The organism is Streptomyces candidus (assembly GCF_014207445.1).
In the GTDB taxonomy this organism is placed as follows: Bacteria; Actinomycetota; Actinomycetes; order Streptomycetales; family Streptomycetaceae; genus Streptomyces; species Streptomyces candidus.
On sequence record NZ_JACHEM010000015.1, the window covers coordinates 17,127 to 43,699 of the forward strand.

Genomic DNA, 26,573 nt, shown 5'->3' on the forward strand with positions numbered 1-26,573 from the left:
CGCCGACGCACGTCCGCCGCAGGGCGACCGGCGACCGCCCCATCCCCGGCCGCACCCGGCACAGCCCTACCCTGACCCTGAACCGGAGGGTGAGACATGGAGAAGGTGAGCCGGCTGACCGAAGTGGAAGCGCTGCTCGTGGAACTGCACGAACTGCGCGAACTCCCCGGAATTCGCCCCTCCGCCCCGCACGAGCTCGATGCGCTCCTCACCCGCGTCAGAAGTGCCGCCGCCCGGTGGGCCGACATCCTCTACGAGGTGCAGGAATCCGCGCGACTGTGCGCGACCCCCCGTACCGCCGCCGCCCTGGAAGTCGCGTTCCGGCGGGCCGAGGAGTCGTACGTGGAACTGGAGATCGCCCTCGGCGAAGCGAGCCGCACCTGAGCCCGTGAGCCCGGACCTACCCCGGACCGGCCCCGCTGCGTAGACTCCAGCCTCCGTACGGGGCCGGCACGAGAACCGCCCCACCGCCAGCGAACGACCCCCGGAGCGCACCCCCATGCCCACCACCCCGCGCCCCCGCCGCGAGACCGTGACCGGCGTGCCCCGGGGAAGCCGCGCAAGCCAGGGGGCGCGCGGCTCCCGGACACCCGGACACGCCCCCGCCCGTTCCGAGATCAGCGAGCAGACGACCCTCGGCGCCACCTACGTCCGCTCGCTGATGCGCAGCCAGCTGCGCACCGCACTCCTCGGGCTCGGTGCGCTCGCCCCGCTGATCGGCACCCTGCCCCTGCTCTTCCTGCTGCCGCGCGTCCTCACCGGCGCCGCGCTGCCCGCCTCCGGGCCGTTCGTCTGGGCTGCGCTGGGCCTCGTCGCCTACCCGGTCATGTGGCTGATCGCCCGCTGGTACGTGCACCGGGCCGAACGCAACGAGCGCGACTTCCGCGGTCTCCTCGAAGGCCGCTGACGAAACCCCATGAACCACGCGTACTCCGTCGCGGCAGTCACCGTCGTCGTTCTCGTCACCCTGCTGATCGGCGCGCTCGGTCTGCGCATCTCCCGCACCACCTCCGACTTCTACGTCGCCTCGCGCACCGTCGGCCCCCGCCTCAACGCCGCCGCCATCAGCGGGGAATACCTCTCCGCCGCCTCCTTCCTCGGCGTCGCGGGACTGGTCCTCCTCCAGGGACCCGAGATGCTCTGGTACCCGGTCGGCTACACCGCCGGTTACCTCGTGCTGCTGCTCTTCGTCGCCGCCCCGCTGCGCCGCTCCGGCGCGTACACGCTCTCCGACTTCGCCGAGGCCCGGCTCGAATCGACCCAGGTCAGACGTCTCGCCAGCCTCTTCGTCGTGGGCATCGGCTGGCTGTACCTGCTGCCCCAGCTACAGGGCGCGGGGCTGACCCTGGAGATCCTGACCGGAGCGCCCGGCTGGCTCGGCGGGCTTGTGGTGGCCGTGGTCGTCACCGGGGCCGTCGCCGCCGGAGGCATGCGCAGCATCACCTTCGTCCAGGCCTTCCAGTACTGGCTCAAACTGACCGCGCTGCTCGTCCCCGCCCTCTTCCTGCTCGCCGCCTGGTACGGGGACGACGCGCCCCGCGCCCGGTTCGACGCCCCGGCCACCTTCCGCGAGCACACCTCCGTGCGGTTCCAGGAGACCGTGCGCATCGACCTCGACCAGCCGCTGACCGTCTCCGTGTCCGGCACCGTCGACGACCGGGCGTACGAGGGGGACCACGACGTCGCGCTCGCCTCCGGGCCGCACCGGGTCACCGGCGGCACCGTCCTGCGCTTCCCGGCCGGCGCCGCAGTCCCGGAGAAGAGCACCGGGAAGGGGGACGGCCGGGCCGCGGGTTCCTCCACATGGGCCCATCCGCTCGCCGACAGCCGCGAGGAGCACCCGCTCTACGCCACCTACGGACTCATCCTCGCCACCTTCCTCGGCACCATGGGACTCCCGCACGTCGCCGTCCGCTTCTACACCAGCCCGAACGGAAGGGCCGCCCGCCGCACCACCCTCGTCGTCCTGGCACTCATCGGCGCCTTCTACCTGCTGCCACCGGTCTACGGGGTGCTCGGCAGGATCTACGCGCCGGAACTCGTCCTCACCGGGGACGCGGACGCCGCCGTGCTCGTCCTCCCCGAACGCGTCCTGGGCGGCGTCCTGGGCGACCTGCTGGGGGCGCTGCTCGCGGGCGGGGCGTTCGCCGCGTTCCTGTCGACCGCGTCCGGAGTGACCATGGCGGTGGCCGGAGTGCTCACCCAGGACGTCCTCCCGGCGCGCGGCGTACGGCACTTCCGGCTGGCCACCGTGCTCGCGATCGCCGTTCCGCTCGCGGTGAGCACCGTCGTCGCCAACGTGCCGGTCGCGGACGCCGTCGGGCTCGCCTTCGCGGTGTCCGCGTCGTCTTTCTGCCCGCTGCTGGTGCTGGGCATCTGGTGGCGCGGACTCACCCCGCCCGGCGCGGTGGCGGGCCTGGTCGTCGGGGGAGGAGCCGCGCTGACGGCGGTCATGACGACCAGAGCGGGACTCTCCGTCTCAGGGTGGACGCACACACTGCTCGCCTGGCCCGCGGTGTGGTCCGTGCCGCTGGGCTTCCTGACGATGGTGGCCGTCTCCCTCGCCACCCGCGACCGGATACCCGGGGGAACCGCCGCCATCCTGGCCCGCCTGCACCTTCCCGAGGAACTGACCGACACCCCCGAGGGAGCGGCCGACCAGTGACCGTCATAGAGATCGCCGCTCTCACCGCCGCCGGAACACTGCTCCTCGCCGCGGGCACCGCTCTCGGCCGCCTCACCGCGCGCGGCGGCGGGAAGAACCTCGACCTCGGCACTCCGGTCGAGCGCGCCACCTTCCTCACCCTGCACACCGCCTCCCTCGCCGCGCCCCCGCTGCGTGCCGGACTCACCGAGGACACCGCCCGCAAGGCCGCCCGCCGGCTGCGCTCCCTCCTCGGCACCGAGACCCTCTGCCTCACGAGCCGCACCGCCGTCCTCGCGTGGGACGGTCCCGGCGCGGACCACCACCAGGAGAAGGTGATGCTCAAGGTCGCCGAGATGCTCGACTCGGGGCGCAGCCAGAGCGTCCACACCGACTGCGACGACCCGGCATGTCCGCTGCGCTGGGCGGTCATCGCGCCGCTCACGGGTGAGGACGGCGTGCTCGGGGCCCTCGTCGCCTACGGCTCCCGCGAGTCGGCCGTCCTCGTCCGGGCGGCCACCGAGGTCGCCCGCTGGGTCTCCGTACAGCTGGAACTCGCCGAGCTGGACCGTTCCCGCACCCGTATCGTCGAGGCGGAGATCCGCGCCCTGCGCGCCCAGATCTCCCCGCACTTCATCTTCAACTCACTGGCCGCCATCGCCTCGTTCGTCCGGACCGACCCCGAGCGGGCCCGAGAACTCCTGCTGGAATTCGCCGACTTCACCCGCTACTCGTTCCGCAGACACGGCGACTTCACCCAGCTCGCCGACGAACTCCGCTGCATCGAGCAGTACTTGGCACTCGCCGGGGCGCGCTTCGGTGAGCGGCTCAAGGTGACGCTCCAGATCGCCCCCGAGGTGCTGCCCGTCTCCCTGCCCTTCCTGGTACTGCAACCCCTCGTGGAGAACGCCGTCAAGCACGGCCTGGAGGACTCCCGCGAGGACTGCCGGATCACCCTCGCCGCCCAGGACGCCGGCGCCGAGGCGATCGTCACCATCGAGGACGACGGCGTCGGCATGGAACCCGACAGGCTGCGCCGCATTCTCGCCGGACAGGAACCCGCCACCGCCGGCATCGGCCTGTCCAACGTCGACGAGCGGCTGCGCCAGGTGTACGGCGACGACTACGGCCTGGTCATCGAGACGGGCGTCGGCGCCGGAATGAAGATCACCGTCAGACTGCCCAAGTACCGCGCGGGCGTGCACAGTGCGCCCCGCCCGCGGAACTGAGGAACAGGCGTCCGGCCGGAACGGTCCGGGCGGGACGGCTCGGTCAGAACAGATGGACGGACAGGTGTCCCAGCGGCAGTCCCAGCTGCCACGCGGGAAGCCACACCTGCGTGCTCTCGTCCACCCGGACCAGTCCGTCGATGCCGTCCAGCAAATCCGGGTCCACCGCTTCCTCGCCCTCGACGCCCGTGCCGCCGAGGTCCGTCGCCAGCAGCTCCGTGGACGCCAGCCAGCGCCAGGAGGCCCGCGCCAGCTCCAGGTCGGGCCCCGCTTCGCCCCGGCGGGCAGCGAAGCGCTCCCGTACCCAGCGCTCCCACGGATGGCCGTACGCCGTCAGCGAGAGCCACTCGTCGAGCTGGGAGATCACACCCACCCCGGACAGTTCGTCCGTCGAGTCCGACAGGTAGACGGTCAGCGCGAGGGCCTCCCGGCCCGCGCGGAACTCCAGCGTGCCGGGCGGGATCAACTGCCCGGTGCGCAGCAGCTCGTCGGCGATGTACTCGGCATACAGCCATGCCATGGGTACGGCAAGACTGCTTCCGCCGGTGCCATTGGCGCTCTCGGGCAGCACAGCATTCCACCTTCTCCGGTCGTGCTTCCGGTGTACGGGGCTCCGGACTCGGGCCCCCGGCGAAGAGCTTTCACGCTGCGAGGGGTTTGGCGGGGCATCTTTACCGAACTTGATGCCGCGCTTTCGAAATCGTCGCGCCTTCGCCGTGGCGCGGGAGGAGGGGGTGTACGAGCGGTGCGGGTGTGACGCACGGGTTGACGCGCGCGGCGGCTCCGGGGCTCACGCGGCGCCGCGTCCGGTGCGCCTTACCGCGCCGTCCTCGTATCCCGGGAGTACACCGCGCAGTGCCCGGAGTGCGTAGTACGTACGGGACTTGACGGTTCCTTCCGGAATGCCCAGCTCGTTCGACGTCTCCGCCACCGAACGTCCCCGGAAGTACACCTGCACCAGAACCTCGCGGTGCTCGGTGCGCAGTGCCCGTACCGCCTCCCGCACGTCGAGTCCGGTGACCGAGCGCTCCGCGAGGTCCTCCGGCGCCGCCGAGTGGGCGAGCACCTCCGCGCCGACCTCGTTCGGCCGGGACCGGCGGGCACGGCGGGCGTCGATCGCGAGCCGTCGGGCGACCGTGAACAGCCAGGGCCGCATCGACTCGTGGTCGCCGTCCAGTGCCTCCGGATGCTGCCAGGCGCGAACCAGCGTCTCCTGTACGAGGTCCTCGGCGCGCTGCCGGTCGCCATGGGTGAGGCCGAGGAGGAAGCCGAAGAGCGCGGAGCCGTGCTCCTGCTGGAGAGCGGCCAGGGCGCGTTCGTCGGTGCGCGGGGCGAGGGACGTGGCGGTGGTCACCGTGGACGCTCCTTCGGGCGGGAGGACGGGCGGGCGGGAGGGCGTGGGGCCGTACGCGGGTGCGGCGGTCGCGGGGTGCGGACGGCGGGCCCGGCCGGGCGGGTGACGACGATCACAGCCGGGCCGAGCTCAGGGGAGAAGATAACCGTCCGTTCCGGGCTCCGCTGGCGGGCGGTGTCCGCCGTGCGAACAGGCGGCCGGTGCGTGCGACGAACGGTCGAGCGGCGCGACGAGCGGCACGGTGAGCGGTCGGCCGTCGCGGGCACCGCGCGTGGGCCGGTTGCGTCCTTACGGGGGAGCTGTTCGGGCTAGCTTGACTGGTAATCATATTAAATGTCCTTGACTTCTCCCTTGTTCCTGGATGGATTCTCCGTGCGTATATCCAGCGCATGTTCGAGACGCATCCACCTGAGGGAAGCCGGTCCGATGACGAAGCGCACTGCGAACCCGAGGCGGCACGGAGCAGGTCGGTACGGAGGGAGCCGGTACGGGGTGGCCGCCGCGGCCGCACTGCTGATCACCGCCGCGACCGCCTGTACCGCCGGACCGGACGACGCCACCCGCGCGGCCGCCCCGAAGCCCGCCGGCTCCGCCGTCCCGAAGGCCGGCGCCCCCGAGACCCCCCGGCGCGGGTTCTCCCTCGTCGCCTCCGGCGACGTCCTCCCGCACGACTCGATCATCCGTCAGGCCCGTGCCGACGCGGGCGATGACGGCTACGACTTCGGGCCGATGCTCGCGGGCGCCAAGCCGGTGATCTCCCGGGCCGACCTGGCGATCTGTCACATGGAGACGGTGTACGGCGACGAGGACGGCCCCTACAGCGGCTACCCGGCGTTCGTCTCCCCGCCCCAGGTGGCCGCCGCCCTCAAGGCCACCGGCTACGACTCGTGTTCCACCGCCTCCAACCACACCCTCGACGCGGGCCGTGCCGGCATCCGCCGCACCCTCGACGCCTTCGACCGGGCCGGCCTCGCCCACGCGGGCTCCGCCCGCACCGCCCGGGAGGCCGCCCGCCCCACCCTCCTGACGGCGGGCACCGCCAAGGTCGCCCAGCTCGCGTACACCTACGGCACGAACGGCTACCCGCTGCCCGACGGGCAGCCCTGGGCGGTCAACCTCATCGACAGGGACACGATCATCGCGGACGCCCGCGCCGCCCGCAGGGCCGGAGCCGACGTGGTCGTCGTCTCCCTGCACTGGGGCACCGAGTGGCAGGAAGCCCCCGACGCCGACCAGCTCTCCCTCGGCCGCGCGCTCACCGCATCGTCCACCGGTGGACGCAAGGACGTCGATCTCATCCTGGGAACACATGCCCACGTTCCCCAGCCCTACGAGAAGGTGAACGGCACCTACATCGTCTACGGGATGGGTGACCAGATCGCCGGCGCCATGGTCAACCACTCCGGTGCACCGGACGACCGGGGCAACATGAGTTCCATCGGCCGCTTCACCTTCGCGCCGCCCGCCGGCCCGGGCAAGGGCTGGGAGGTCGAGAAGGCGGAGTTCATTCCCCAGCTCTTCGACGTGGGTGCCAACCGCGTCATCAACCTCGGGGCGCCGGACAGCGGCTACGAAGAGATCCGCGACCGGATCCGCCGGGTCGTCCTGAGCCGCGGCGCCTCCGCGTCCGGGCTCACCATGGGGCGCTGAACCGGTCCGGTCACGGTACGACCGTGACCGGCCACCGCCCCGCCTTCACCAGCCGGACCGCCACCGAGCCCACGAACCTGTGTCCCGCCGACTCCGAGGCACCCACCACCACCGCGTCCGCCGTCAACTCGTCGGCGGCCGTGACGAGCCCGTTGTACGGGTCCCCGCGGAAGGTGTGGAACTCCCACCGCACGTCGAACATCCCCTTCACCCGCTCCGCCGCCCGCCGGATCTCCCCGATCAGGTCCTCGGCGATCTCGTCGGTGGCCCCCGCCACCGGGGCCCCGAGCGCCGCGCCCGCGGGGATCAGCGGCTGTACGTACACGAGGGCGAGCAACGCGTTCTGCCGACGGGCCAGCCCCGCCGCGTAGGAGGCCGCGCGCAGGGAGGAAGAGGATCCGTCGATTCCGGCGACGATCACCTTGGGGCCGTCGGTACCGCGTTCGAAGGCGGGGCGCTGCTGTTCGGGCTGTTCGGTCACAGAGCGGAGGCTATCCCCTGGGAGACACGCCCGCCGAAACGCGTCGGGCGGCCGTCTCCCACCGCCCGCACCGCGGCTACACGCAGGTGAAGGGCCTGACCCCGGGAGGCGTGGGGGTGTGGCGCTCCCTAGAGTTTCCTCCATGAGTGTCAGCGTGGAGGAGACTCCCACCAGCCGTAACCGCTTCCTCGGCCGGGTGCCCGACGGATTCGCGACCTTCTTCGGTCTGCTCGGTCTGTACTGTGCCCTGCTCGCGATCAGTCAGCCCCTGCGCAGACTGGTGAGGCCGCTCACCGGACTCCTGGAGTTCCTCACCGTCCCGGTGAGCGCGAACCTGGCGTACGCGGTGTTCTTCTTCCTGCTCGCCGCCGCCGTCGGGGCACGCAAGAAGATCGCCTGGTGGCTGGTGGTCGGATACCTGGGTCTGCTGCTCATCAGCGACGTGCTCTGGACCATCCTGAAGGACTGGGAGGCGCTGGCCTCCACGGTGGTGTGCGCCGCCGCGCTGGTGGTGCTGATCCTCGCGCGCAAGGAGTTCTACGCGGCCTCCCGGCACGGCGCGGTGCGCCGGGCAGTAGGCGTCCTGGTCGCCTCGCTGGCGGCCGCGGTGCTCGTCGGCTGGGGACTCGTCTCCCTCTTCCCGGGAACGCTGGTGGCCGCCGACCGCCTGCCATGGGTGATCGTCCGCGTCTTCGGCGGGGTGCTGTACGGGGAGTTCGACGGCCGGGGGCCGCGCTTCCTCTACTTCCTGTGCGGACTCCTCGGCGCGCTCGCCCTGCTGGCCGCCGCCGCGACCCTGTTCCGTTCCCAGCGCATGGAGTCCTCCCTGCACGGCGACGAGGAGCCCCGCATCCGGGCGCTGCTCGGCGCCTATGGGGCACAGGACTCCCTCGGGTACTTCGCCACCCGCCGCGACAAGGCCGTCGTCTTCGCCCCGAACGGACGGGCCGCCGTCACCTACCGCGTCGAGGCCGGTGTCTCCCTCGCCTCCGGCGACCCCGTCGGCGACAAGGCGGCCTGGCCGCAGGCGATCGAGGCATGGCTGGACGTGGCCAAGCGGTACGCCTGGGCGCCCGCCGTCATGGGCGCATCCGAGGAGGGCGCCACCGCGTTCGCCCGCGCCGGCCTCAGCGCCATGCAGCTCGGCGACGAGGCCATCCTCGACGTGGCCTCCTTCGACCTCGACGGCCGCGACATGCGGGTCACCCGGCAGGCCGTCAACCGGGTCCGCCGTACCGGAGCCACCACCCGCATCCGCCGCCACTCCGCCCTCTCCGACGCCGAGATGGAGCAGATCATCGACCGCGCCGACGCCTGGCGCGGCACCGAGACCGAGCGCGGCTTCTCCATGGCGCTCGACCGGCTCGGCGACCCCGAGGACGGCGACTGCCTGCTCGTCGAGGCCTTCGCCGCCGACGGCACGCTCATCGCCCTGCTGTCCTTCGTGCCCTGGGGCAAGGACGGCATCTCCCTGGACCTGATGCGCCGCGACCGGCAGGCGCCCAACGGCGTCATGGAGTTCATGGTCGCCGAGATCTGCGCCCAGGTCCCCAAGCTCGGCATCCGCCGCATCTCCCTCAACTTCGCGGTCTTCCGCTCCGCCTTCGAGGAGGGTGCCCGGATCGGCGCCGGCCCGATCCTGCGGCTGTGGCGCAGACTGCTGCTCTTCTTCTCCAAGTGGTGGCAGCTCGAAGCGCTCTACCGCTCGAACGTCAAGTACCAGCCCGCCTGGTACCCCCGCTTCCTCTGCTACGGAGACGCGGGCTCCCTCGCCCGGGTCTCCCTCGCCTCCGGCATCGCCGAAGGCTTCGTCGCCGTGCCCAGCCTGCGCAAGAGGTGGGGCCGCGGGCACACCCCGCGCCGTACCTTCACCAACCCGGCCAGCACCGCGGGCCTGCCCTCCGTCGAGGAACTCGGCCTGGCCCGCGCGGCGGACGCCGCGGACTCCGACCCCGTCGCGCACCTGCCCGAGCAGATCCGCATCCGGCACCGCAAGCTGACCCGGCTGCGCGCCGAGGGCACCGACCCGTACCCCGTGGGCGTCCGGCCCGCCACCCATACCCTGGCCGCGATCCGCGCCGCACACCCCACGGCCGCACCCGGCGTCCGCACCGGCGAAACCGCCACCGTCTGCGGCCGCGTGATGGTCGTACGGGACTTCGGCGGCGTCGTCTTCGCCGACCTCCGCGACTGGTCGGGGGACCTCCAGATCGCCTTCACCCGCGACGGCTCCGGAACGGACATCCTCGACCGGTTCACCGCCGACGTCGACTTCGGCGACCTCGTCTCCGTCACCGGCGAGATCGGCACGTCCGAGAAGGGCGAGCTGAGCCTCTTCGTCACCGACTGGCAGCTCACCGGCAAGTGCCTGCGTCCGCTGCCCGACAAGCGCCTGGGCCTCACCGACCCCGAGGCCAAGGTGCGCCGCCGGTACGTCGACCTGGTGGCCAGCCCGGACGCCCGCGAGGTCGTCCGCTCCCGCTCCGCCGTCGTCCAGGGACTGCGCCAGGGACTGCTGGAACGCGGCTACCTGGAGGTCGAGACGCCGATGCTCCAGCAGATCCACGGCGGCGCCAACGCCCGCCCCTTCACCACCCACATCAACGCCTACGACCTCGACCTCTACCTGCGCATCGCCCCCGAGCTCTACCTCAAGCGGCTGTGTGTCGGCGGCATGGAGAAGGTCTTCGAGATGGGCCGCACCTTCCGCAACGAGGGCGTCTCCTACAAGCACAACCCCGAGTTCACGATGCTGGAGGCCTACCAGGCGTACGCCGACTACGACGTGATGCTGGACCTCACCCGCGAACTCGTCCAGGGCGCGGCCACCGCCGCCTTCGGCTCCCCGGTCGCCCGCAAGACGGACGCCGACGGCAAGGTCGTCGAGTACGACATCTCCGGGATCTGGCCGGTCAAGACGCTGTACGGGGCCGTCTCCGAAGCCCTCGGCGAAGAGGTGGACGCCGACACCGCGGAGCCGGTGCTGCGCCGTCTCTGCGACCGCTCCGGCGTGCCGCACTCCCCCGAGAAGACCCGCGGCGACCTCGTTCTGGAGATGTACGAGCGCCTCGTCGAGGAGCGCACCACGCTGCCCACCTTCTACAAGGACTTTCCCACCGACGTCTCCCCGCTGACCCGCCAGCACCGCAAGGACCCGCGCCTCGCGGAGCGCTGGGACCTGGTCGCCTTCGGTACCGAACTGGGTACCGCCTACTCAGAGTTGACCGACCCCGTCGAGCAGCGCCGACGGCTGCGGGCACAGTCGCTGCTCGCCGCGGGCGGCGACCCCGAGGCCATGGAGGTCGACGAGGACTTCCTCGACGCGCTGGAGTACGCGATGCCCCCCACCGGAGGCCTGGGCATCGGCGTCGACCGGCTCGTCATGTTCCTCACCGGCCGTACCATCCGCGAGACGCTGCCGTTCCCGCTGGTACGCCGCTGAGACGCGTGCGGAGCCTCGCTCCCTAGTTCCATCGGGTGCAATCGCGACCCCGAAAAGTGTTGATCAATGGCTCGCACGCCACGGCGTGCGAGCCATTAGTCATGAAAGCAGAAGATCAGCCGACTTCGTCTCGCCGGGCCCTGCTGCGTCTCGCCGCCTGTGTCGGAGCCGCCGCCACCGTGCACGTGCTCAGCACGGACACGGCGCAGACCCCCGACGCCCCCACCGCCGCGAAGCCCGGCCCGGCCGCCGGCCCGCCCCGGGCCGGCGCACCGCTCAAGGCGTCCGCGTACCGGCTGCGTCCGATGACCGCGTACGGACCCCCGAAGCTCAGGCCCGCGGTCCCGCCCGTCCGCCGCAAACCGTTCCTGCGGATGGACGCGCCGGGTCGCACCATGGTCCTCACCTTCGACGACGGGCCGGACCCCCGCTACACCCCGGCCCTCCTCAAGACGCTGCGACGCCACGGCGCACGGGCGATGTTCTTCGTCTGCGGCGAGATGGCGGCCGAGAACCAGGATCTGCTGCGCGAGATGACCGACGACGGCCACGTCATCGGAAACCACTCCTGGTCGCACCCTCTGATCCCCAAGCTGTCCCGTTCGCGCATCCGCTCCCAGCTGGGACGCACCAGTGACGTGGTGGAACGGACGGTGGGGGCGGCACCGCGCTGGTACCGGGCCCCCTACGGTGCGTGGAACCGGGCCTCTTTCGAGATCGGCGCGGAGCTGGGGATGGAACCGCTCGGCTGGACGCTGGACACCCTGGACTGGACCGAACCGGGCAGCTCGGCCATTGTCCGCAGGGTCCGCGCCGGTGCCGGGCCGGGCGTGGTCGTCCTCTCGCACGACGCGGGCGGCGACCGCTCGGGCACCGTCCGCGCCCTGCGCACGTACCTGCCCGAACTCCTCGACCAGGGCTACCGGATCACCGTCCCGCAGGACTGAGGCGAGGACGCGGGAGCTACCGCGTGGCCACGAGCCGGGCGAAGACGACCACGTTCCCCGCGTAGCCCGTGTCCTTCGAGTAGCCCCCGCCGCAGGTGATCACCCGCAGTTCCGGTCGCCCGGTGTCGCCGTACACCCGGGCACCCGGGAAGCTCTCCTTGTCGTACACCTCCACCCCGTACACCTCGAACACCGCGGTGCGGCCGTCGAAGCGGTCGACTTCCACGCGCTGCCCCTTCTTCACCGAGCCGAGCCCGAAGAAGACCGCGGGCCCCGTGGAGTTGTCGACGTGGCCGACGACGATGGAGGTGCCGCTCTGGCCGGGGGCGATCCCGTTCTGGTACCAGCCGGCGAGGTTGGGGTCCTGCGGGGGAGGGGCTTCGATCCACCCCTCCCGGTCGAGGCCGACGTCCACCATGGGGGCGTCGACCTTGATCGCGGGGAGGCGCACCCGGGAGGCCGGCGCGTGGGGGAGGGCGGGGGCGCCGGCCGCGTGTCCCGGGGCGGAGGGAATCTCGGCGGCGCTGTTCCGTGCCGCTGCCGCGGCCGGTTGCGGCGGGCCGAACCCGACGTCGCTGCCGTTGCGCAACAGGGCGAGCCCGGTGAGCAGTGCCAGCGTCAGCGGGCCCCATGGCGCCCGCCGCCTCGGGTGCGCGCCACGCCATTCCTGCCGGTGCCCCATAGTGCTGCTCCCTTCGTCGCGCCCACCCGCCGGTCGTGCACGATCAGGCCCGCCGTGCACGGGCCCGCCCGTCTGGTACGGACGCTAAGCGCCCCGCGGTACGGCGGCGAGGTGCGGAGCGCGAACGGGTGGCGAAGTGCTTCCTGACCTGGCATCAGAAGGCGCGTGGGCATGCGCATCTGAGAAGGCGTCAGGAGGCGCGCCGCCCCGTCGTCAGGTCGGCACCACCCGCGATGGGGCCGTCCCGTCACCGGTCCGGCCCAGTACGAAATGCGTAGATCACACCGGTAGGTGAGGGTTCGTCATGGAAGGCGTACTCGTCGAATTTCCCGGAGCACCGCCCCGGAGCGTCTTCCGATGGAGGTTCTACGATGCGTGCTTCACGCGCCTGTGCGGCGACCGCGCTCGCCTGCGCCGCAGTCGCCTTGACCGCCCCCGTGGCTTCCGCCACCAATGGGCCGAGCAGCGTCACGGTCAATCCGTACTCGGTCCACCAGGGCGGCACGATTTCGATCACGGCGCACGGCTGCGGCCACGGCGGCACCGTGACGTCCAACGCCTTCCCGCAGGCCAGCCTGTCGGCGGGCGGCAAGGGGTACGCGTCGGCCCGGATCAACGACCACGCCACTCCCGGCCACTACAACCTGGCCGTGAAGTGCAGCGACAACGCGATGGTGGCCACCCACCGGTTCACCGTGCTCGCCGGACGCGGGGCGCACGGCGGTCTCGGCGGCTCGATCGGACCGAGCGACACGGACGTGGCGGTCGGTGCCGGCCTGGTCGCCTCGGCGGCACTCGGCGCCGCGGTCTTCGTCGCCCGCCGCCGCAACGCGGCCGGCGGCAGGGCCTGATCCGTTCTGTGACGCCGGTGGGCCCGGGTCCCCGTACGGGGACCCGGGCCCACCGGCGTCTGTACGTGGTGCCCGGCCTCGCTCAGTGCCGGCCAGGACCCGAAGCCCGGCGCCGGACCGCGTAGAAGGTGCCGCCGACGGCCAGCGCCGTCAGGGCGGCGCCGGCGGCGACCTGGGTGGCGTTCATCTCCGAGACGCTGCCGCCGAGTCCGCCCCGCACTCCGCGTACGGCAGAGGCGGAGGTGACGGGGGATGCCGAGGTCACCGGGGACGGGCGGGAGGTCGAGCTGGTCGTCGGCAGGCTGCCGCCCGCGACGGTCAACGAGGTGGAGCCTTTGGTGCCGCTGCAGGTGAAAGACACGTCGTACACGGCGCCGTGCTTCGCTTCCCGGTCGATCGCGACCCGGGCGGAGCGGCCGGGCTCGACGACGACCGTGTCGAAGATCCCGGAGGAGACGGTAGCGGCCGTCGTGCAGCCGGGGACGGCGAGGGTGACCTCGCCGCCGGCGGCGATGGTGGAGGGCGTCACGGTGAGGGCGTTCGAGAGGCCCGCCCCGGTGTCCTCACTGCCACTGGCGGCGCCGCCCTCCGCGGCCGCGCAACCGACGCCGCCGACGACGAGAGCGGCGGCGCCCAACGCGGCGGCCGCGGTGGGAGCGAGTCTTGTTGAACGCATGGTGATTCTCCGGGTCCCCGAGGAGCACAGCGGCGGAACTGATTTCCACTCATATCGGAAAAATGCACCTCGATACCCGGAACGCTAGGAGTGCCCGGTGAGCCCCGCGATCACAGTCGCGCGAATGGGGCATGGATGTCCCCCGGCCGGCCCCGGTCGAGGCGGTGCGGCCGCACGGTGAGTGCGGTCGAAGCAGCGCGCGCAGTGTTACTCAGTTGTGTTTGAGTCTTAGTTGTGTTTTCTTCGTGTGGTGAAGAATCCCGCGACGAAGAAGGGCGGCGGTGCCGCGTGCCCGACACAGGCGCAGCAGTGAGCAGTGTGCTGATCGTGGGGGCCGGGCCGACCGGCCTGACGCTGGCGTGCGACCTCGCCCGGCGGGGCGTGGACCTCCGGATCGTCGAGAAGTCCTCTTCCGTCCGCCGGAGTTCACGGGCCAAAGGGCCCAACGCGCGCAGCCTGGAAGTACTGGAGGACCTCGGCGTCGTCGGCCGGATTGTGGACGAGGGCTCCGCCCCGCTCGTCATGCGCAAGTACCGCGACGCGGCCGTCGTCGCGGACTCCGACCCGTACGCGGGCTGCCGGCCGGCCCCCGACGCGCCCTACGACCGGGGCCGGCTGATCGCGCAGTGGACGCTGGAGGAGATCCTGCGGGCCGAGCTGGCCGGGTACGGCGTGCACGTCGAACTCGCCGTCGGGATCGTCTCGTACGAGCAGTGCGTGGACCGGGTCGTCGCCCGCACCTCCCGCGGCCGTCGCATCGAGGCGCGCTACCTGGTCGGCTGCGACGGCGGCCACAGCCGCGTCCGCACGCTCATGGGCGTCACCTTCGACGGCACGACCCACGCGGAGCAGGTCATGGTCAACGGCGACGTCGAACTGACCGGAGCCGGCAGCCTTGCCCGTGACCGCTGGCACCAGTGGTTCGACGAGGACGGCGCGGTGCTGCTCTGTCCGATCCCGGGCACGGATCGCGGCTGGTGGTTCCAGGCTTCACCCGAACGCGACGCGGACGGCGAGCCGCTGCCCGCTTCCCGCGAAAGCTTCCAGCGGCTTCTCGACCGGCACGCCCGGTTGCCCGGCGTCCGGCTTCACGACGCCGCGCTCCTGTCCACGTACCGCGTCAACGTGCGCATGGCCGATCGCTACCGCACCGGTCGTGTCCTGCTGGCGGGCGACGCCGCGCACGTCCACCCGGTCGCGGGCGGCCTCGGCATGAACACCGGCATCCAGGATGCCTACAACCTGGGCTGGAAACTGGCCGCCGTCGTCACCGGCCGGGCGGGCGAAGGACTGCTCGACACGTACGAGGAGGAGCGCCTGCCCGTCGCCGCCTGGACGCTGAAGACGTCGTCCGCGCGGCTCGACACGGTCATGGCGGCCATCCGGAAACCCGGCGGCGGACTCGACGCGGGCATCACGGACGACACCTCCGGCCTGGGCCTCGGCTACCGGTGGAGCTCGCTCTCGCAGGGGGCGACGCCGCACGACGGCCGGCTGAGCGCGGGCGACCGGGCCCCGGACGCGCCGTGCACGGATGCGGAGAGCGGGGATCGGGTCCGGCTGTTCGACAGGTTCGCGGGGCCACACTTCACCCTCCTCGGCTTCGGCGGCGGGGCCGCCCCGGCACTGGGGCATGTGGCGCAGGGGCAGTCCGTCCATCCGCTGCGGACGTGCGCCGTGGACGCCGGGCCGCACGGCGGGCTGCGCGACGACGCGGGACACGCCAGGACCGCATACGGAGTCCAGGGCGACGCTCTGGTCCTGGTCCGCCCCGACAATCACGTGGCACTGATCACGGAGGGGCACCGCCACGGCGCCGTGCTCACTTACCTGCGCCTCCTCGGGAGCTGACCGGACCTCTCCTACGGGTGGCGCCGGCCGGAGGGACGTTTCCCCCCCGGCCGGCCCCACCCTGGCGGCCCACCGGCCCGGTTGCCGCCCCACCCTCAGTCGCCGGCTCCTGGGAGCAGGTCGACGAAGGGTTCGGGGGTGGCGGAGATGCCGTGGCCGAACGGGGCGTCGAGGTCCCAGATGAGGAAGAGGAGGAAGGCGATCATGACGCTGAAGAGCCCGGCGAGCAGCAGTTCTCTTCCGGTGCGGCGGATCTGCAGGGCGAAGATGAGGCCGATGGTGATGAGGGCGCCGGTGATGAGGCCGAACCAGACGACGGTGGGCATCGTCGCCCCGGTGTTCTGGGCGCGACTGTTGCGGGCGTCGTCGGCGGCGGCGACCTGGTCGACGAGGGGCTGGTAGGCCTGGCCTTCGAGGTCGGTCCTGGGCGCGTAGAGGGTGACGTCGTGACGGACGCGGTCGAGGAGTTCGCCGCCCCGTTCGGTGACCTCGTTGTGTTCCGTCATGTGCGGCCACTCGGTGTCGATGACGTAGTCGACGTACGCGTCGATGTCGGCGCGGATGCGGGCGCGGACGTCGGCCGGGTAGACCTCGGCGCGTGCGCTGACCTCGTGCAGGGCCTGTGCCTCCTGACGGACGGACTCCTGGGCGGCGCCGCGTCCCTCCCAGACGCCGGCGATGGCGAGGCCGAGGACGATGGCGTAGATCACGCCGATCATCATCGTCATGTATTCGAGGACGTCGGGGGTCTGGGTCGGGTCGTCGTCGTCGCCGACCCGGCGGTGGTTGATCACCACGATGGTGAGGACGATCGCGCAGGCCGAAGCCATCGCGATGCTCAGAACGAGCCATTCCGACAAGGGAACCTCCGTCGGTGGGACCGCATCAGCGGGAAGAACGGGGACGCAGTACCGCGACGGCGAAGACCGCGGGCGCTGTGATCATGAGGGCGAGGGTGAGCATGGACGTGCGGTTCTTCGAGGGTTTGCGCGCGGGCTTGCGGTAGGTGGGGATGGCGACCGCCCGGGACGCGGGCGGTGCGGGGAGGGCCGAGGGGCGGCCGGGGGGAGAGGGGGGTTCGGTAGCGGGGGAGGGCGGCGGAGTCAGCGGGGGCCTCTCGGGCACAGGTGCAGGCACGGGCTCGGGCGGACGAGGCCGGGGCGGCGGTTTCGGCTCCGGTTCCGGCGCGGGTGGCGGTACGGGAGGTGGCGCGGGCGGGGGCACCGGGGCCGGCGCCGGAGGAGGAGCCGGCGCCGGGGGCTTGGGGTCCGGCGGGATCGGTGGCGGAGGGGGCGGTGGCGGCGGCGGGGGAACGGGCTTCGGTGAGCACGACGTGCCGTCGCCGCCCGCCACCGCGATCGCCGACGTTCCGCCGCCCTCGCCGATCGAGGCGTAGGCACAGCTGTCGGCCGAGGCGGGAGCCGAGCCCGCCAGCACCAAGCCCAAAGTGGCCGCGGACAGCAGTCGCAGCAGGAGCGGAGCGGACTTCCGGCGTGATCCGTGGACGAGGGGCCTCATGAATCTGCCCAACGAGCGGCACGCGGAAGAAGTATGGGATTCCCCTGATGGGAGTCACGGGCTCGAATTTGCGCATGAGAAGGGTTCTGGTGTGCGAACCGCTGTGGGAGGCGACCGTCGATTTCTTCTCCCCGCCGTTGAACGCGGCGGTGTTCCCCGCACGTACCTAGGGCCGGGTGCGACGCACGGACGCGTCGGACACAGCCCTACGAGAACCTTCGGGAAACGGGAGTCGACATGAACAGCTGGCGGAACGTCTCGCTCGCGGTGACGGCGGCGGCGGTACTGGCGATGACGACGGCGTGCGGCCAGGACGGCGCCGACGGCGCCCCGGGATCCCGGACCGTCGGCAACCCGGCCCCCGCCCAGCGGCCCGCTCAGGACGGGTACGGCGAGGACCAGGCGCCGGCCGCTGAGCCGCGGCCGGCGGGGCAGCTCGCCGCCCGCGACACCGGACAGCTCGGCAAGGTCGTCACCGACAGCGCGGGCATGACCCTCTACCGCTTCGACAAGGACACCGCGAAACCGCCGACGTCGAATTGCGGCGGCGACTGTGCGAAAACCTGGCCGCCGGTACCCGCGGCGAGCGTCACCGCGCCCCCCGGGACCGCCCCCGACCTGGTCGGCGAGGTGACCCGCGGCGACGGCCGCAAGCAGCTCACCCTGGGCGGCTGGCCGATGTACCGGTACGCCGGGGACGCCGCGGCGGGGGACGCCAAGGGGCAGGGTGTGGGCGGCACTTGGTTCGCTTCCGCTCCCGACGGCAAGAAGGCCGCCGCGTCGCCCGAGAAGCCGGACGCCGGAACGGAGAAGCCGGACGCCGCCGCCCCCGGGGCCGAGGGCCCGGAGGGTGCCGCCTCCCCCGGTGCGCCCGCCGACCGACCCGGCATGTCCGTGCGGAAGGACCCCGAACTCGGCGAGATCGTCGTCGACCGGCGCGGCCGTACCGTCTACCGCTTCAAGAAGGACTCGGCCTGGCCCATGAAGTCCGCCTGCACCGGCGACTGCCTGGCCAAGTGGCCGGCCGTCGCCCCCGTACCGAAGAACGACACCGAGGGCATCCTCAAGAAGGGCTACGTCGTCTTCGACCGCCCCGACGGGGCCAAGCAGCAGACGATCGACTGCTGGCCGCTCTACACCTACTCGGGCGACACCGGGCCCGGCGACACCAACGGCCAGGGCGTGGGCGGCACTTGGTACGCCGTGTCGCCGCAGGGCAGGATGGTGGGCGCTCCCAGGTGACATTCCCGGCGGGTCCCCGTAACGGAGGGTCCCGAGTGGGAGCCGTACCACGTATGCCCCTACAGTCGGCCCGTCGTCCCCGTTCGCGCGGGGGTGACGGGCCGGGCGCGTGCACGGGTGCACTTGCCATCCGGGTGTGACCGAGAACGGACGGGTAATTTCCGTTTTCGCTCGCCCCACTGGCGGTGGATCAGTAGCCTCAGCTCGAACACCGGGCACGTACGTCAGCCGTGCCCGCATTCGTCGCGGCGACTGTTGGAGACATTGATGGAGCGTCCCGCCTGGGCACCGCCGGGCATCGACATCTCGATGCCGAGCGTGTCCCGTATTTACGACTACTACCTGGGCGGTTCGCACAACTTCGAGGTCGACCGGGAGGCGGCCCGCAGGGCGATGGAGTTCATGCCGGGCCTGCCCAAGATCATGCAGGCGAACCGGGCGGTCATGCGCCGCGCCGTACGGCACGCGCTGTCCGAGGGCGTTACCCAGTTCCTCGACATCGGATCCGGCATCCCCACCTTCGGCAACGTCCACGAGGTGGCCCAGGCCGCCGACCCCGCCGCGCGTGTGGTGTACGTGGACCACGATCCGGTGGCCGTCGCGCACAGCCGGGCCGTCCTCGAAGGGAACGAGCTGGCGACCGTCGTCGCCGCGGACTTCCGCAAGCCCGGCGAGATCCTCGAAGCCGCCGAGCTCCGCCAACTCCTCGATCTGGAAAGGCCGGTGGCGCTCCTGCTGGTCGCCCTCCTGCACTTCATCGAGGACGCGGACGACCCGTACGCCGCCGTCGCCACGCTCCGCGACGCCCTGGCCCCCGGCAGCATGCTGATCCTCACCCACGCCTCCTACGAGGGCGTGCCGCTCACCGAGGAACTGACGGGCGGTGTCGTCGACATCTACCAGAAGATCAAGAACCCGCTGATCATGCGTTCGCGTTCCGAGGTCGCGCGGTTCTTCGAGGGCTTCCGGATGGTCGAACCCGGTCTGGTGCCGATGGCCGAATGGCGGCCCGAGACGCCCGTCGCGCAGGAAGACCCGTACGCCTTCTCGGGCTTCGCAGGGGTGGGGCGCAAGGCGTGAGCGCGCAGGCGCAGGCCTCCGACGGGGAACGGGACGGCGCAGCGGCCGGCGTGCCCGACTCCGGGCCGGGCGGCGGCGGCCGGGCCCGGACCCGGCCCCGCAGCCCCGGCACGGTCCGGTCCTCGGGCGCCGTCCCGGTCCAGGGGTCCGGCCCGAGCAGGGGTACGGAACCGGCCCTGGCCTCCGCGCCGGGCGCGGTCGTCTACCCGACGGGTACGGCATCCGCTCCTTCCCCCTCCGCCGGGAAGCAGGCGGCCGTCCCCGACGGGCCCGAGGACCGGCTCAGACGGTTCGCGACGATCTGGAGCCGGGCCATCTTCCCGGCCACCGCCACCTCCCTCACCCGGCCCGAGTTCGAGCAGCTCCTGCTGCCGCTGGCCCGCCTGCTCGGCGAGGCGCTGCACCGGCGGCCCTTCGACGCGAACCCCGCGCACGAGGTCGGGGCAGCCCTCGTCGAGGCGCACTGCACCGACCCGGACGCCCTCGTCCGCACCCTCGGCGTCGTCGAGTCGTATCTCGTCCTGTACTGCGCCGCGGCCGACGGGCCGCCGGCCGCCGCCGAGGAGAACCGCGCCCGCTGCGCCCGGCTCCAGCACGGCATCGCCGCCGGGTTCGCCCGCGCGCTGCGCGAGCGCACCCTGCGCGAGCAGGAGGCCATCGCCCGTTCCGCGCTCTGTGCGCGCACCGAGGCCCGCCAGGCCCTGCACGCCACCGAGGAACGTTTCCGCGCGGTCTTCGAAGGGGCGGCCGTCGGTATCGGCATCGCCGCCCTGGACGGCACGATCCTGGAGGTCAACGAGACCCTCACCCGGATGTTCGGCGGCCTCGACACCCAGATCCGCGGCCGCAAGGTCAGCGACTGGGACCACCCCGAGGACACCGCCCAGATCTGGCGGATGTACGAGGAGCTGGTGCGCGGCGAGCGCGACCACTACCGCTGCGAGAAGGCCTTCTACCGGGGTGACGGCACCGTCCTGTGGACCAACCTCACCGTGTCGCTGCTGCGCGACGCCGAGGGCCGCCCGCAGTACCAGCTCGCCCTCATGGAGGACACCACCGAGCGGCGGCTGCTCAATCTGCGCCTGCGCTACGAGGCAACCCACGACGCGCTCACCGGACTGCCCAACCGGACGTTGTTCTTCGAACGCCTGGAGAAGGTCCTGTCCGCCGGGGGCGACGCCCGCTTCGGTCTCTGCTACCTCGACCTGGACGGCTTCAAGGCGGTCAACGACAGTCTCGGGCACTCCGCGGGCGACCGCCTCCTCGTCGAGGTCGCCGACCGCCTGCAGAGCTGCGCGACGGCGCCCGGCGAGATGGTGGCCCGGCTCGGCGGCGACGAGTTCGTGGCGCTGACCACGGGTCCCGACACCCGCCGCGAGGTCGACGACCTGGCTGCCCGGATACTGAACGCCCTGGCCACCCCCATCCACCTGGAGGGCCGCGAGATCACGGTGCGCGGCTCCATCGGCATCGTCGAGGGCCCGGCCGCCGAACGCGGTCCCGCCGACGTCCTGCGCAGCGCCGACATCACCATGTACCGCGCCAAGGCGGCGGGCGGCAACCGCTTCGAGTTCGCCGACGCGGAGGCCGACGAGCGTGCCATCACCCGGCACGGCCTCACCCACGCGCTGCCGGCCGCCCTGGAGCGCGGCGAGTTCTTCATCGAGTACCAGCCCCTCGTCCACCTCGGCGACGGCAGCGTCCACGGCGCGGAGGCCCTGGTCCGCTGGAGCCACCCGCAGCACGGCGTCCTGGGGCCGGACCGGTTCATCCCGCTCGCCGAGCACACCGGGCTGATCGTGCCGCTCGGCCGCTGGGTGCTCCAGGAATCCGTACGGCAGGCCAGGTTCTGGCAGGAGAAGCACGCCGACGGCGGCCCGCTGCGCATCAACGTCAACCTCTCGCCCACCCAGCTCCACCACCCCGGCCTCGTCGCGGACACGGTCGAAGTCCTCGAACGGGCGGGCCTCTCCCCGGGCGCCCTCTGTCTGGAAGTGACCGAGTCCGCACTGATAGGTGCCGACGAGGGCCTGCTCAAGCCGCTGCGCCAGCTCGCCGAGATGGGCATCGACATCGCCCTCGACGACTTCGGCACCGGTTACTCCAACCTGGCCAACCTGCGCCGCCTGCCGGTCAGCGTCCTCAAGCTCGACCGCTCCTTCACCCAGAGCATGCAACGCCTGCCCGCCGACCCCGTCGACATCAAGATCGTCGAAGGGATCGTCTCGCTGGCACACAGCCTGGAACTCGCCGTAACGGTCGAAGGCGTCGAAACGGGCGCCCAGGCCGAGCAGTTGCGGGAACTGGGCTGCGACACCGCGCAGGGCTGGTACTACGCCAGGCCCGGCGCCCCCGACATGATCCACTCGCTGGTGCTGATGGACGCCGTCTGAGCGGACGGGCCGTCCGAAGCGGCGGTTCCTCCGATGCGGTAGCTCGCCTCCGGTGCGGGTGGACGCGCCCGGAGGAAGGATGCCACGACTCTCAGGAGGCGGGCTCCCACAGCCCCACCATCATCCGCTGCAACTCCCGTGCCGCCCGCGGTGGCGCCACGTCGCTGCGGTGCGCCAGCGCGATCGTGCGCCGCAGTCCCGGCCTGGCCAGCGGGGTCACCCGCAGGCCGGTGCCGGCGTGTTCCGCCACCATGCGCGGTACCACGGCCAGCCCCAGGCCCGCCCGGACAAAGCCCAGGACCGCGTCCATCTCGCCGCCCTCCACCGTGAACGTCGGCTCGAAGCCCTCGGCGCGGCACGCGGCCACGGTCAGTTCCCGAAGGTCGTAGCCGTGGCGGAACATCACCATCGGCGTGTCGCGCAGGTCGGCGACGCGGACCGGACGGCGCGGCGCGCGGGCGGACGGCGCGGACACCACCACCAGGTCCTCGTGCAGCAGTTCCACCGCGGTGAGCGCCGGGGAGGGCGTCGGCAGGGGCAGTACGACCAGGGCCAGGTCGAGAGCGCCGCGCGCCAGCTGCCGGACGAGGTCGTGCGAGCCGCCCTCCTCGACGAGGAGCTGGATGCCGGGGTGCGCGTCGTGGAAGGCGCGCAGCACGTCCGGGAGCAGGCCCGTGCACAGACTCGGGGTCGCGCCCAGACGGACCCGGCCGCGCCGCAGCTGCGCCAGCTCCTGCACCTCCCGGCGGGCGGTGTCGGTGTCGGCGAGGATCCGGCGGGCCAGCGGCAGCAGCGCCTCGCCCGCGTCGGTGAGCGCGATGTTGCCGCGTGCACGCGTGAACAGGTCCGCGCCCAGCTCCCGCTCCAGCGAGCGGATCTGCTGGGAGAGCGAGGGCTGCGCCACGTGCATCTCCTCGGCGGCCCGGGTGAAGTGCCGCGCCTCGGCCACGGCCACGAAATAGCGGAGCTGCTGGAACTGCATGCCCTCAGCATAGGCACGCCCGATAGCGGCAGCCTATGGACTTGAGCCGAACCATGTCTTGGACCTTTCGGGCCCTTCGGCCCTAGCGTCCTGACCCATGGCTCTGGCATCGCGGCAGGACACCGCCCCCTCCCGAAAACCGCCCGTACGGCGCCCCACCGGACTGCGCGGATTCTGGGGATCGACCGTCGGCAAGAAGACGGTCATGGCGGTCAGCGGGCTGATCATGCTCGGCTATCTGGTCGCCCACATGATCGGCAACCTGAAGATCTTCTTCGGGACGGACGAGTTCAACGGTTACGCGCACTGGCTGCGCACCATGGGCGAACCGGTCCTGCACTACGAGTGGGCCCTGTGGATCGTCCGCGTGCTGCTGCTCGCGGCCGTCGTCGGGCACGCGGCGGCCGCGTACCAGCTCAGCCGCCGCGACCTCAGGGCCAGACCCGTCGCCTACGCCCACAAGCGCAGGCGCGCGAGCTACGCGACGCGCACCATGCGATGGGGCGGCATCATCCTGCTGCTGTTCATCGTGTGGCACCTGCTGGACCTGACCACCCTCACCGTCAACGAGAACGCACAGGCGGGGCGCCCGTACGAGAACGTCGTCGCGACCTTCTCCACCTGGTACGGGAACACGATCTACGTCGTCGCCATGCTCGCCGTCGGCCTGCACATCCGGCACGGCTTCTGGAGCGCCGCCCAGACGCTGGGCGTCGGCAACGCGACCCGCGAACGCTTCCTGAAGGTGACGGCCAACCTCCTCGCCCTCGTACTGACCGTGGGCTTCCTCTCCGTGCCGGTCGCCGTGATGACCGGATTGGTGGGCTGACATGACCTCCTCGTACACCGCCTACACCGTCGGCGCCCCTCTCGCCGACACCAAGGCCCCCGCCGGCCCGGTCGCGGAACGCTGGGACACCCGCCGCTTCGAGGCGAAGCTGGTGAACCCGGCGAACCGCCGCAAGCACACCGTCATCGTCGTCGGCACCGGCCTCGCGGGCGGCGCGGCCGGTGCGACCCTCGCCGAACAGGGCTACCACGTCGTCCAGTTCTGCTACCAGGACTCCCCGCGCCGCGCCCACTCCATCGCCGCCCAGGGCGGCATCAACGCCGCCAAGAACTACCGCAACGACGGCGACTCCATCCACCGCCTCTTCTACGACACCGTCAAGGGCGGCGACTTCCGGGCCCGCGAGTCCAACGTGCACCGGCTCGCCCAGATCTCCGTGGAGATCATCGACCAGTGCGTCGCCCAGGGAGTCCCCTTCGCGCGGGAGTACGGCGGACTGCTCGACACCCGCTCCTTCGGCGGCGTACAGGTGTCACGGACGTTCTACGCACGCGGCCAGACCGGACAGCAGCTCCTGCTCGGCGCCTACCAGGCGCTGTCCCGCCAAATCGCCGCGGGAACGGTCGAGATGCACGCCCGCACCGAGATGCTGGACCTGATCGTCGTCGACGGGAAGGCACGCGGCATCGTCGCCCGCGACCTCGTCACGGGCGAGATCTCCAGCCACTTCGCGGACGCCGTCGTCCTCGCCACCGGCGGATACGGCAACGTCTTCTACCTGTCCACCAACGCGATGAACTCCAACGCCACCGCGGTCTGGCGGGCCCACCGGCGCGGCGCGTACTTCGCCAACCCCTGCTTCACCCAGATCCACCCCACCTGCATCCCGCGCACCGGCGACCACCAGTCCAAGCTGACCCTGATGAGCGAGTCGCTGCGCAACGACGGCCGCATCTGGGTACCGAAGGCCCGGGGCGACGACCGGCCCGCCCGCGAGATCCCCGAGGAGGAGCGCGACTACTACCTGGAGCGCATCTACCCCTCCTTCGGCAATCTCGTCCCCCGCGACATCGCCTCCCGCGCCGCCAAGAACGTCTGCGACGAAGGCCGCGGCGTCGGCCCCGGCGGGCAGGGCGTCTACCTCGACTTCGCCGACGCCATCGCGCGGATGGGGCGGGCGAAGGTCGAGGAGAAGTACGGCAACCTCTTCGACATGTACGCGCGGATCACCGCCGAGGACCCGTACGAGACGCCGATGCGCATCTACCCCGCCGTGCACTACACGATGGGCGGCCTCTGGGTCGACTACGACCTCCAGACCACCGTCCCGGGCCTCTTCGCGATCGGCGAGGCCAACTTCTCCGACCACGGCGCGAACCGGCTCGGCGCGTCCGCCCTCATGCAGGGCCTGGCCGACGGCTACTTCGTGCTGCCCTCCACCATCAACGACTACCTGGCCCGCAACGCCCGGCCGGAACCCGTCGACGCCTCCCACCCGGCCGCCGAGAGTGCCCTGCGGGAGACCCGTCGGCGCATCGAGCGGCTGCTCGCCGTCGACGGTGACCGCACCCCCGACTCCTTCCACCGCGAACTCGGCGAACTCATGTGGGAGTACTGCGGGATGGCCCGTACGGAGGAGGGGCTGCGCAAGGCGCTCGGGCGCATCCCGGAGATCCGCGAGGAGTTCTGGCGGCGGATCAAGGTCCCCGGCTCCGGCGAGGAGTTCAACCAGTCGCTGGAGAAGGCCAACCGCATCGTCGACTACCTGGAGCTCGCCGAGCTGATGTGCCTCGACGCCCTGCACCGCGAGGAGTCCTGCGGTGGACACTTCCGCGAGGAGTCCCAGACCCCGGACGGAGAGGCCGCCCGCGACGACGAACGCTTCGCGTACGCCGCCGCCTGGGAGTTCGCCCCGGGCGCCGCCCCCGTTCTGCACAAGGAAGACCTCGTCTTCGAGTACGTCCACCCCACCCAGCGGAGCTACGCATGAGGCTCACCCTGCGCGTCTGGCGCCAGAAGAACCCCCACACCCCCGGGCAGATGGCCACTTACGACGTCGACAACATCTCCGCCGACATGTCCTTCCTGGAGATGCTCGACACTCTCAACGAGGAGCTGATCCTCAGGGGCGACGACCCCGTAGCCTTCGACCACGACTGCCGCGAGGGCATCTGCGGCGCCTGTTCCCTCGTCATCAACGGCGACGCCCACGGACCCGAACGCACCACCACCTGCCAGCTCCACATGCGGTCCTTCTCCGACGGCGACACCATCGACGTCGAACCGTGGCGGGCCTCCGCCTTCCCCGTCGTCAAGGACCTCGTGGTGGACCGGTCGTCCTTCGACCGGATCATCCAGGCGGGCGGTTACGTGAGCGTGCCGACCGGCGCCGCGCCCGACGCCCACGCGACTCCGGTGCCCAAGGCCGACGCCGACTTCGCCTTCGAGCACGCCGAGTGCATCGGCTGCGGGGCGTGCGTCGCCGCCTGCCCCAACGGGTCGGCGATGCTGTTCACCTCGGCGAAGGTCAACCACCTCAACGTGCTGCCACAGGGCGCGCCCGAGCGGGAGACCCGGGTCCTTGACATGGTCGCGCAGATGGACGACGAGGGCTTCGGCGGCTGCACCCTTGCCGGGGAGTGCGCCACCGCCTGCCCCAAGGGCATCCCGCTCCCGTCCATCGCGGCGATGAACAAGGAGTGGCTGCGGGCGAACCGCAAGGCGAAGCGCTGAGAGAAATGACGAGACGTCAAGATGCGGA

23 protein-coding genes are annotated in these 26,573 nt (G+C 71.8%); 15 read left to right on the top strand and 8 right to left on the bottom strand.

The genetic code is table 11. The annotated features are described in order from the left end of the window. Positions 1 to 96 precede the first annotated feature (96 nt). From HNQ79_RS25745 to HNQ79_RS25760, 4 genes are all read left to right on the top strand, one after another. Positions 97 to 384, top strand: coding sequence for a hypothetical protein (locus HNQ79_RS25745; RefSeq protein ID WP_185035076.1), 288 nt, complete (start codon positions 97 to 99; stop codon positions 382 to 384). A 115-nt stretch (positions 385 to 499) separates the two neighbouring features. After that, positions 500 to 907 carry a hypothetical protein gene (locus tag HNQ79_RS25750; protein ID WP_185035079.1) on the top strand — a complete coding sequence of 136 codons (408 nt, stop codon included), beginning with the start codon at positions 500 to 502 and terminating at the stop codon, positions 905 to 907. A gap of 9 nt (positions 908 to 916) precedes the next feature. Further along, positions 917 to 2,665, top strand: coding sequence for a sodium/solute symporter (locus HNQ79_RS25755; RefSeq protein WP_185035081.1), 1,749 nt, complete (start codon positions 917 to 919; stop codon positions 2,663 to 2,665). Beyond that, positions 2,662 to 3,873, top strand: a complete 1,212-nt coding sequence (locus tag HNQ79_RS25760) for a sensor histidine kinase (RefSeq protein ID WP_185035083.1) — start codon at positions 2,662 to 2,664, stop codon at positions 3,871 to 3,873. Before HNQ79_RS25755 ends, HNQ79_RS25760 begins: the two co-directional genes overlap by 4 nt. A 43-nt stretch (positions 3,874 to 3,916) precedes the next feature. On the opposite strand, the gene HNQ79_RS25765 is transcribed toward HNQ79_RS25760, so the two are convergent. Together HNQ79_RS25765 and HNQ79_RS25770 are read right to left on the bottom strand one after the other, a co-directional pair. Continuing rightward, a complete protein-coding gene (locus tag HNQ79_RS25765) occupies positions 3,917 to 4,393 on the bottom strand; it encodes a hypothetical protein (protein WP_185035404.1) in 477 nt (158 codons plus the stop codon). 270 nt (positions 4,394 to 4,663) lie between these two features. Then, positions 4,664 to 5,227, bottom strand: coding sequence for a sigma-70 family RNA polymerase sigma factor (locus HNQ79_RS25770; protein WP_185035085.1), 564 nt, complete (start codon positions 5,225 to 5,227; stop codon positions 4,664 to 4,666). Positions 5,228 to 5,653: 426 nt separating this feature from the next. Here HNQ79_RS25770 and HNQ79_RS25775 point away from each other — a divergent pair, with 426 nt between their 5' ends. Further along, positions 5,654 to 6,877: a CapA family protein gene (locus HNQ79_RS25775; RefSeq protein WP_185035087.1), complete on the top strand. Its 1,224-nt coding sequence runs from the start codon at positions 5,654 to 5,656 to the stop codon at positions 6,875 to 6,877. Positions 6,878 to 6,887: 10 nt separating this feature from the next. Here HNQ79_RS25775 and HNQ79_RS25780 read toward each other — a convergent pair whose 3' ends face one another. After that, complete coding sequence (locus tag HNQ79_RS25780) at positions 6,888 to 7,358, bottom strand: universal stress protein (protein WP_229923680.1); 471 nt, start codon at positions 7,356 to 7,358, stop codon at positions 6,888 to 6,890. A gap of 142 nt (positions 7,359 to 7,500) precedes the next feature. Between HNQ79_RS25780 and lysX the strand changes: the two genes are divergently transcribed. Beyond that, complete coding sequence (gene lysX, locus HNQ79_RS25785; RefSeq protein WP_185035091.1) at positions 7,501 to 10,800, top strand: bifunctional lysylphosphatidylglycerol synthetase/lysine--tRNA ligase LysX; 3,300 nt, start codon at positions 7,501 to 7,503, stop codon at positions 10,798 to 10,800. Positions 10,801 to 10,901: 101 nt separating this feature from the next. Continuing rightward, positions 10,902 to 11,747, top strand: coding sequence for a polysaccharide deacetylase family protein (locus tag HNQ79_RS25790; protein WP_185035094.1), 846 nt, complete (start codon positions 10,902 to 10,904; stop codon positions 11,745 to 11,747). A 16-nt stretch (positions 11,748 to 11,763) separates the two neighbouring features. On the opposite strand, the gene HNQ79_RS25795 is transcribed toward HNQ79_RS25790, so the two are convergent. Next, the gene (locus tag HNQ79_RS25795) at positions 11,764 to 12,429 is read right to left on the bottom strand and encodes a class F sortase (RefSeq protein ID WP_185035097.1); all 666 of its coding nucleotides are present in this window, start codon (positions 12,427 to 12,429) and stop codon (positions 11,764 to 11,766) included. A gap of 371 nt (positions 12,430 to 12,800) precedes the next feature. Between HNQ79_RS25795 and HNQ79_RS25800 the strand changes: the two genes are divergently transcribed. Continuing rightward, positions 12,801 to 13,280 carry a hypothetical protein gene (locus tag HNQ79_RS25800; protein WP_185035100.1) on the top strand — a complete coding sequence of 160 codons (480 nt, stop codon included), beginning with the start codon at positions 12,801 to 12,803 and terminating at the stop codon, positions 13,278 to 13,280. An 82-nt stretch (positions 13,281 to 13,362) separates the two neighbouring features. On the opposite strand, the gene HNQ79_RS25805 is transcribed toward HNQ79_RS25800, so the two are convergent. Next, positions 13,363 to 13,956 carry a hypothetical protein gene (locus HNQ79_RS25805; protein WP_185035102.1) on the bottom strand — a complete coding sequence of 198 codons (594 nt, stop codon included), beginning with the start codon at positions 13,954 to 13,956 and terminating at the stop codon, positions 13,363 to 13,365. Positions 13,957 to 14,244: 288 nt separating this feature from the next. Between HNQ79_RS25805 and HNQ79_RS25810 the strand changes: the two genes are divergently transcribed. Then, on the top strand, positions 14,245 to 15,807 hold the full coding sequence (locus tag HNQ79_RS25810) for an FAD-dependent monooxygenase (protein WP_229923679.1): 1,563 nt from the start codon (positions 14,245 to 14,247) through the stop codon (positions 15,805 to 15,807). A gap of 95 nt (positions 15,808 to 15,902) precedes the next feature. On the opposite strand, the gene HNQ79_RS25815 is transcribed toward HNQ79_RS25810, so the two are convergent. Together HNQ79_RS25815 and HNQ79_RS33990 are read right to left on the bottom strand one after the other, a co-directional pair. Next, positions 15,903 to 16,667, bottom strand: coding sequence for a bestrophin-like domain (locus tag HNQ79_RS25815; protein ID WP_185035104.1), 765 nt, complete (start codon positions 16,665 to 16,667; stop codon positions 15,903 to 15,905). Positions 16,668 to 16,692: 25 nt separating this feature from the next. After that, positions 16,693 to 16,932: a hypothetical protein gene (locus HNQ79_RS33990; protein ID WP_185035423.1), complete on the bottom strand. Its 240-nt coding sequence runs from the start codon at positions 16,930 to 16,932 to the stop codon at positions 16,693 to 16,695. Between the two features lie 630 nt (positions 16,933 to 17,562). Between HNQ79_RS33990 and HNQ79_RS25825 the strand changes: the two genes are divergently transcribed. From HNQ79_RS25825 to HNQ79_RS25835, 3 genes are all read left to right on the top strand, one after another. After that, complete coding sequence (locus tag HNQ79_RS25825) at positions 17,563 to 18,567, top strand: SCO0930 family lipoprotein (protein ID WP_185035105.1); 1,005 nt, start codon at positions 17,563 to 17,565, stop codon at positions 18,565 to 18,567. A 267-nt stretch (positions 18,568 to 18,834) separates the two neighbouring features. Then, positions 18,835 to 19,647 (top strand): SAM-dependent methyltransferase, encoded by an 813-nt coding sequence (locus HNQ79_RS25830; protein ID WP_185035107.1) that lies wholly within the window; start codon positions 18,835 to 18,837, stop codon positions 19,645 to 19,647. A gap of 299 nt (positions 19,648 to 19,946) precedes the next feature. Then, a complete protein-coding gene (locus HNQ79_RS25835; protein ID WP_229923683.1) occupies positions 19,947 to 22,040 on the top strand; it encodes a putative bifunctional diguanylate cyclase/phosphodiesterase in 2,094 nt (697 codons plus the stop codon). Positions 22,041 to 22,131: 91 nt separating this feature from the next. On the opposite strand, the gene HNQ79_RS25840 is transcribed toward HNQ79_RS25835, so the two are convergent. Then, positions 22,132 to 23,022 carry a LysR family transcriptional regulator gene (locus HNQ79_RS25840; RefSeq protein ID WP_185035109.1) on the bottom strand — a complete coding sequence of 297 codons (891 nt, stop codon included), beginning with the start codon at positions 23,020 to 23,022 and terminating at the stop codon, positions 22,132 to 22,134. Between the two features lie 97 nt (positions 23,023 to 23,119). Between HNQ79_RS25840 and HNQ79_RS25845 the strand changes: the two genes are divergently transcribed. Genes HNQ79_RS25845 through HNQ79_RS25855 form a run of 3 tightly spaced genes read left to right on the top strand, consistent with a single transcriptional unit; the run spans position 23,120 to position 26,545 of the window. After that, positions 23,120 to 23,851 carry a succinate dehydrogenase cytochrome b subunit gene (locus tag HNQ79_RS25845; RefSeq protein ID WP_185035111.1) on the top strand — a complete coding sequence of 244 codons (732 nt, stop codon included), beginning with the start codon at positions 23,120 to 23,122 and terminating at the stop codon, positions 23,849 to 23,851. 1 nt (position 23,852) lies between these two features. Continuing rightward, positions 23,853 to 25,802, top strand: a complete 1,950-nt coding sequence (locus HNQ79_RS25850; RefSeq protein WP_185035113.1) for a fumarate reductase/succinate dehydrogenase flavoprotein subunit — start codon at positions 23,853 to 23,855, stop codon at positions 25,800 to 25,802. Continuing rightward, a complete protein-coding gene (locus tag HNQ79_RS25855; RefSeq protein ID WP_185035115.1) occupies positions 25,799 to 26,545 on the top strand; it encodes a succinate dehydrogenase/fumarate reductase iron-sulfur subunit in 747 nt (248 codons plus the stop codon). Before HNQ79_RS25850 ends, HNQ79_RS25855 begins: the two co-directional genes overlap by 4 nt. The last annotated feature ends 28 nt before the right edge of the window (positions 26,546 to 26,573 follow it).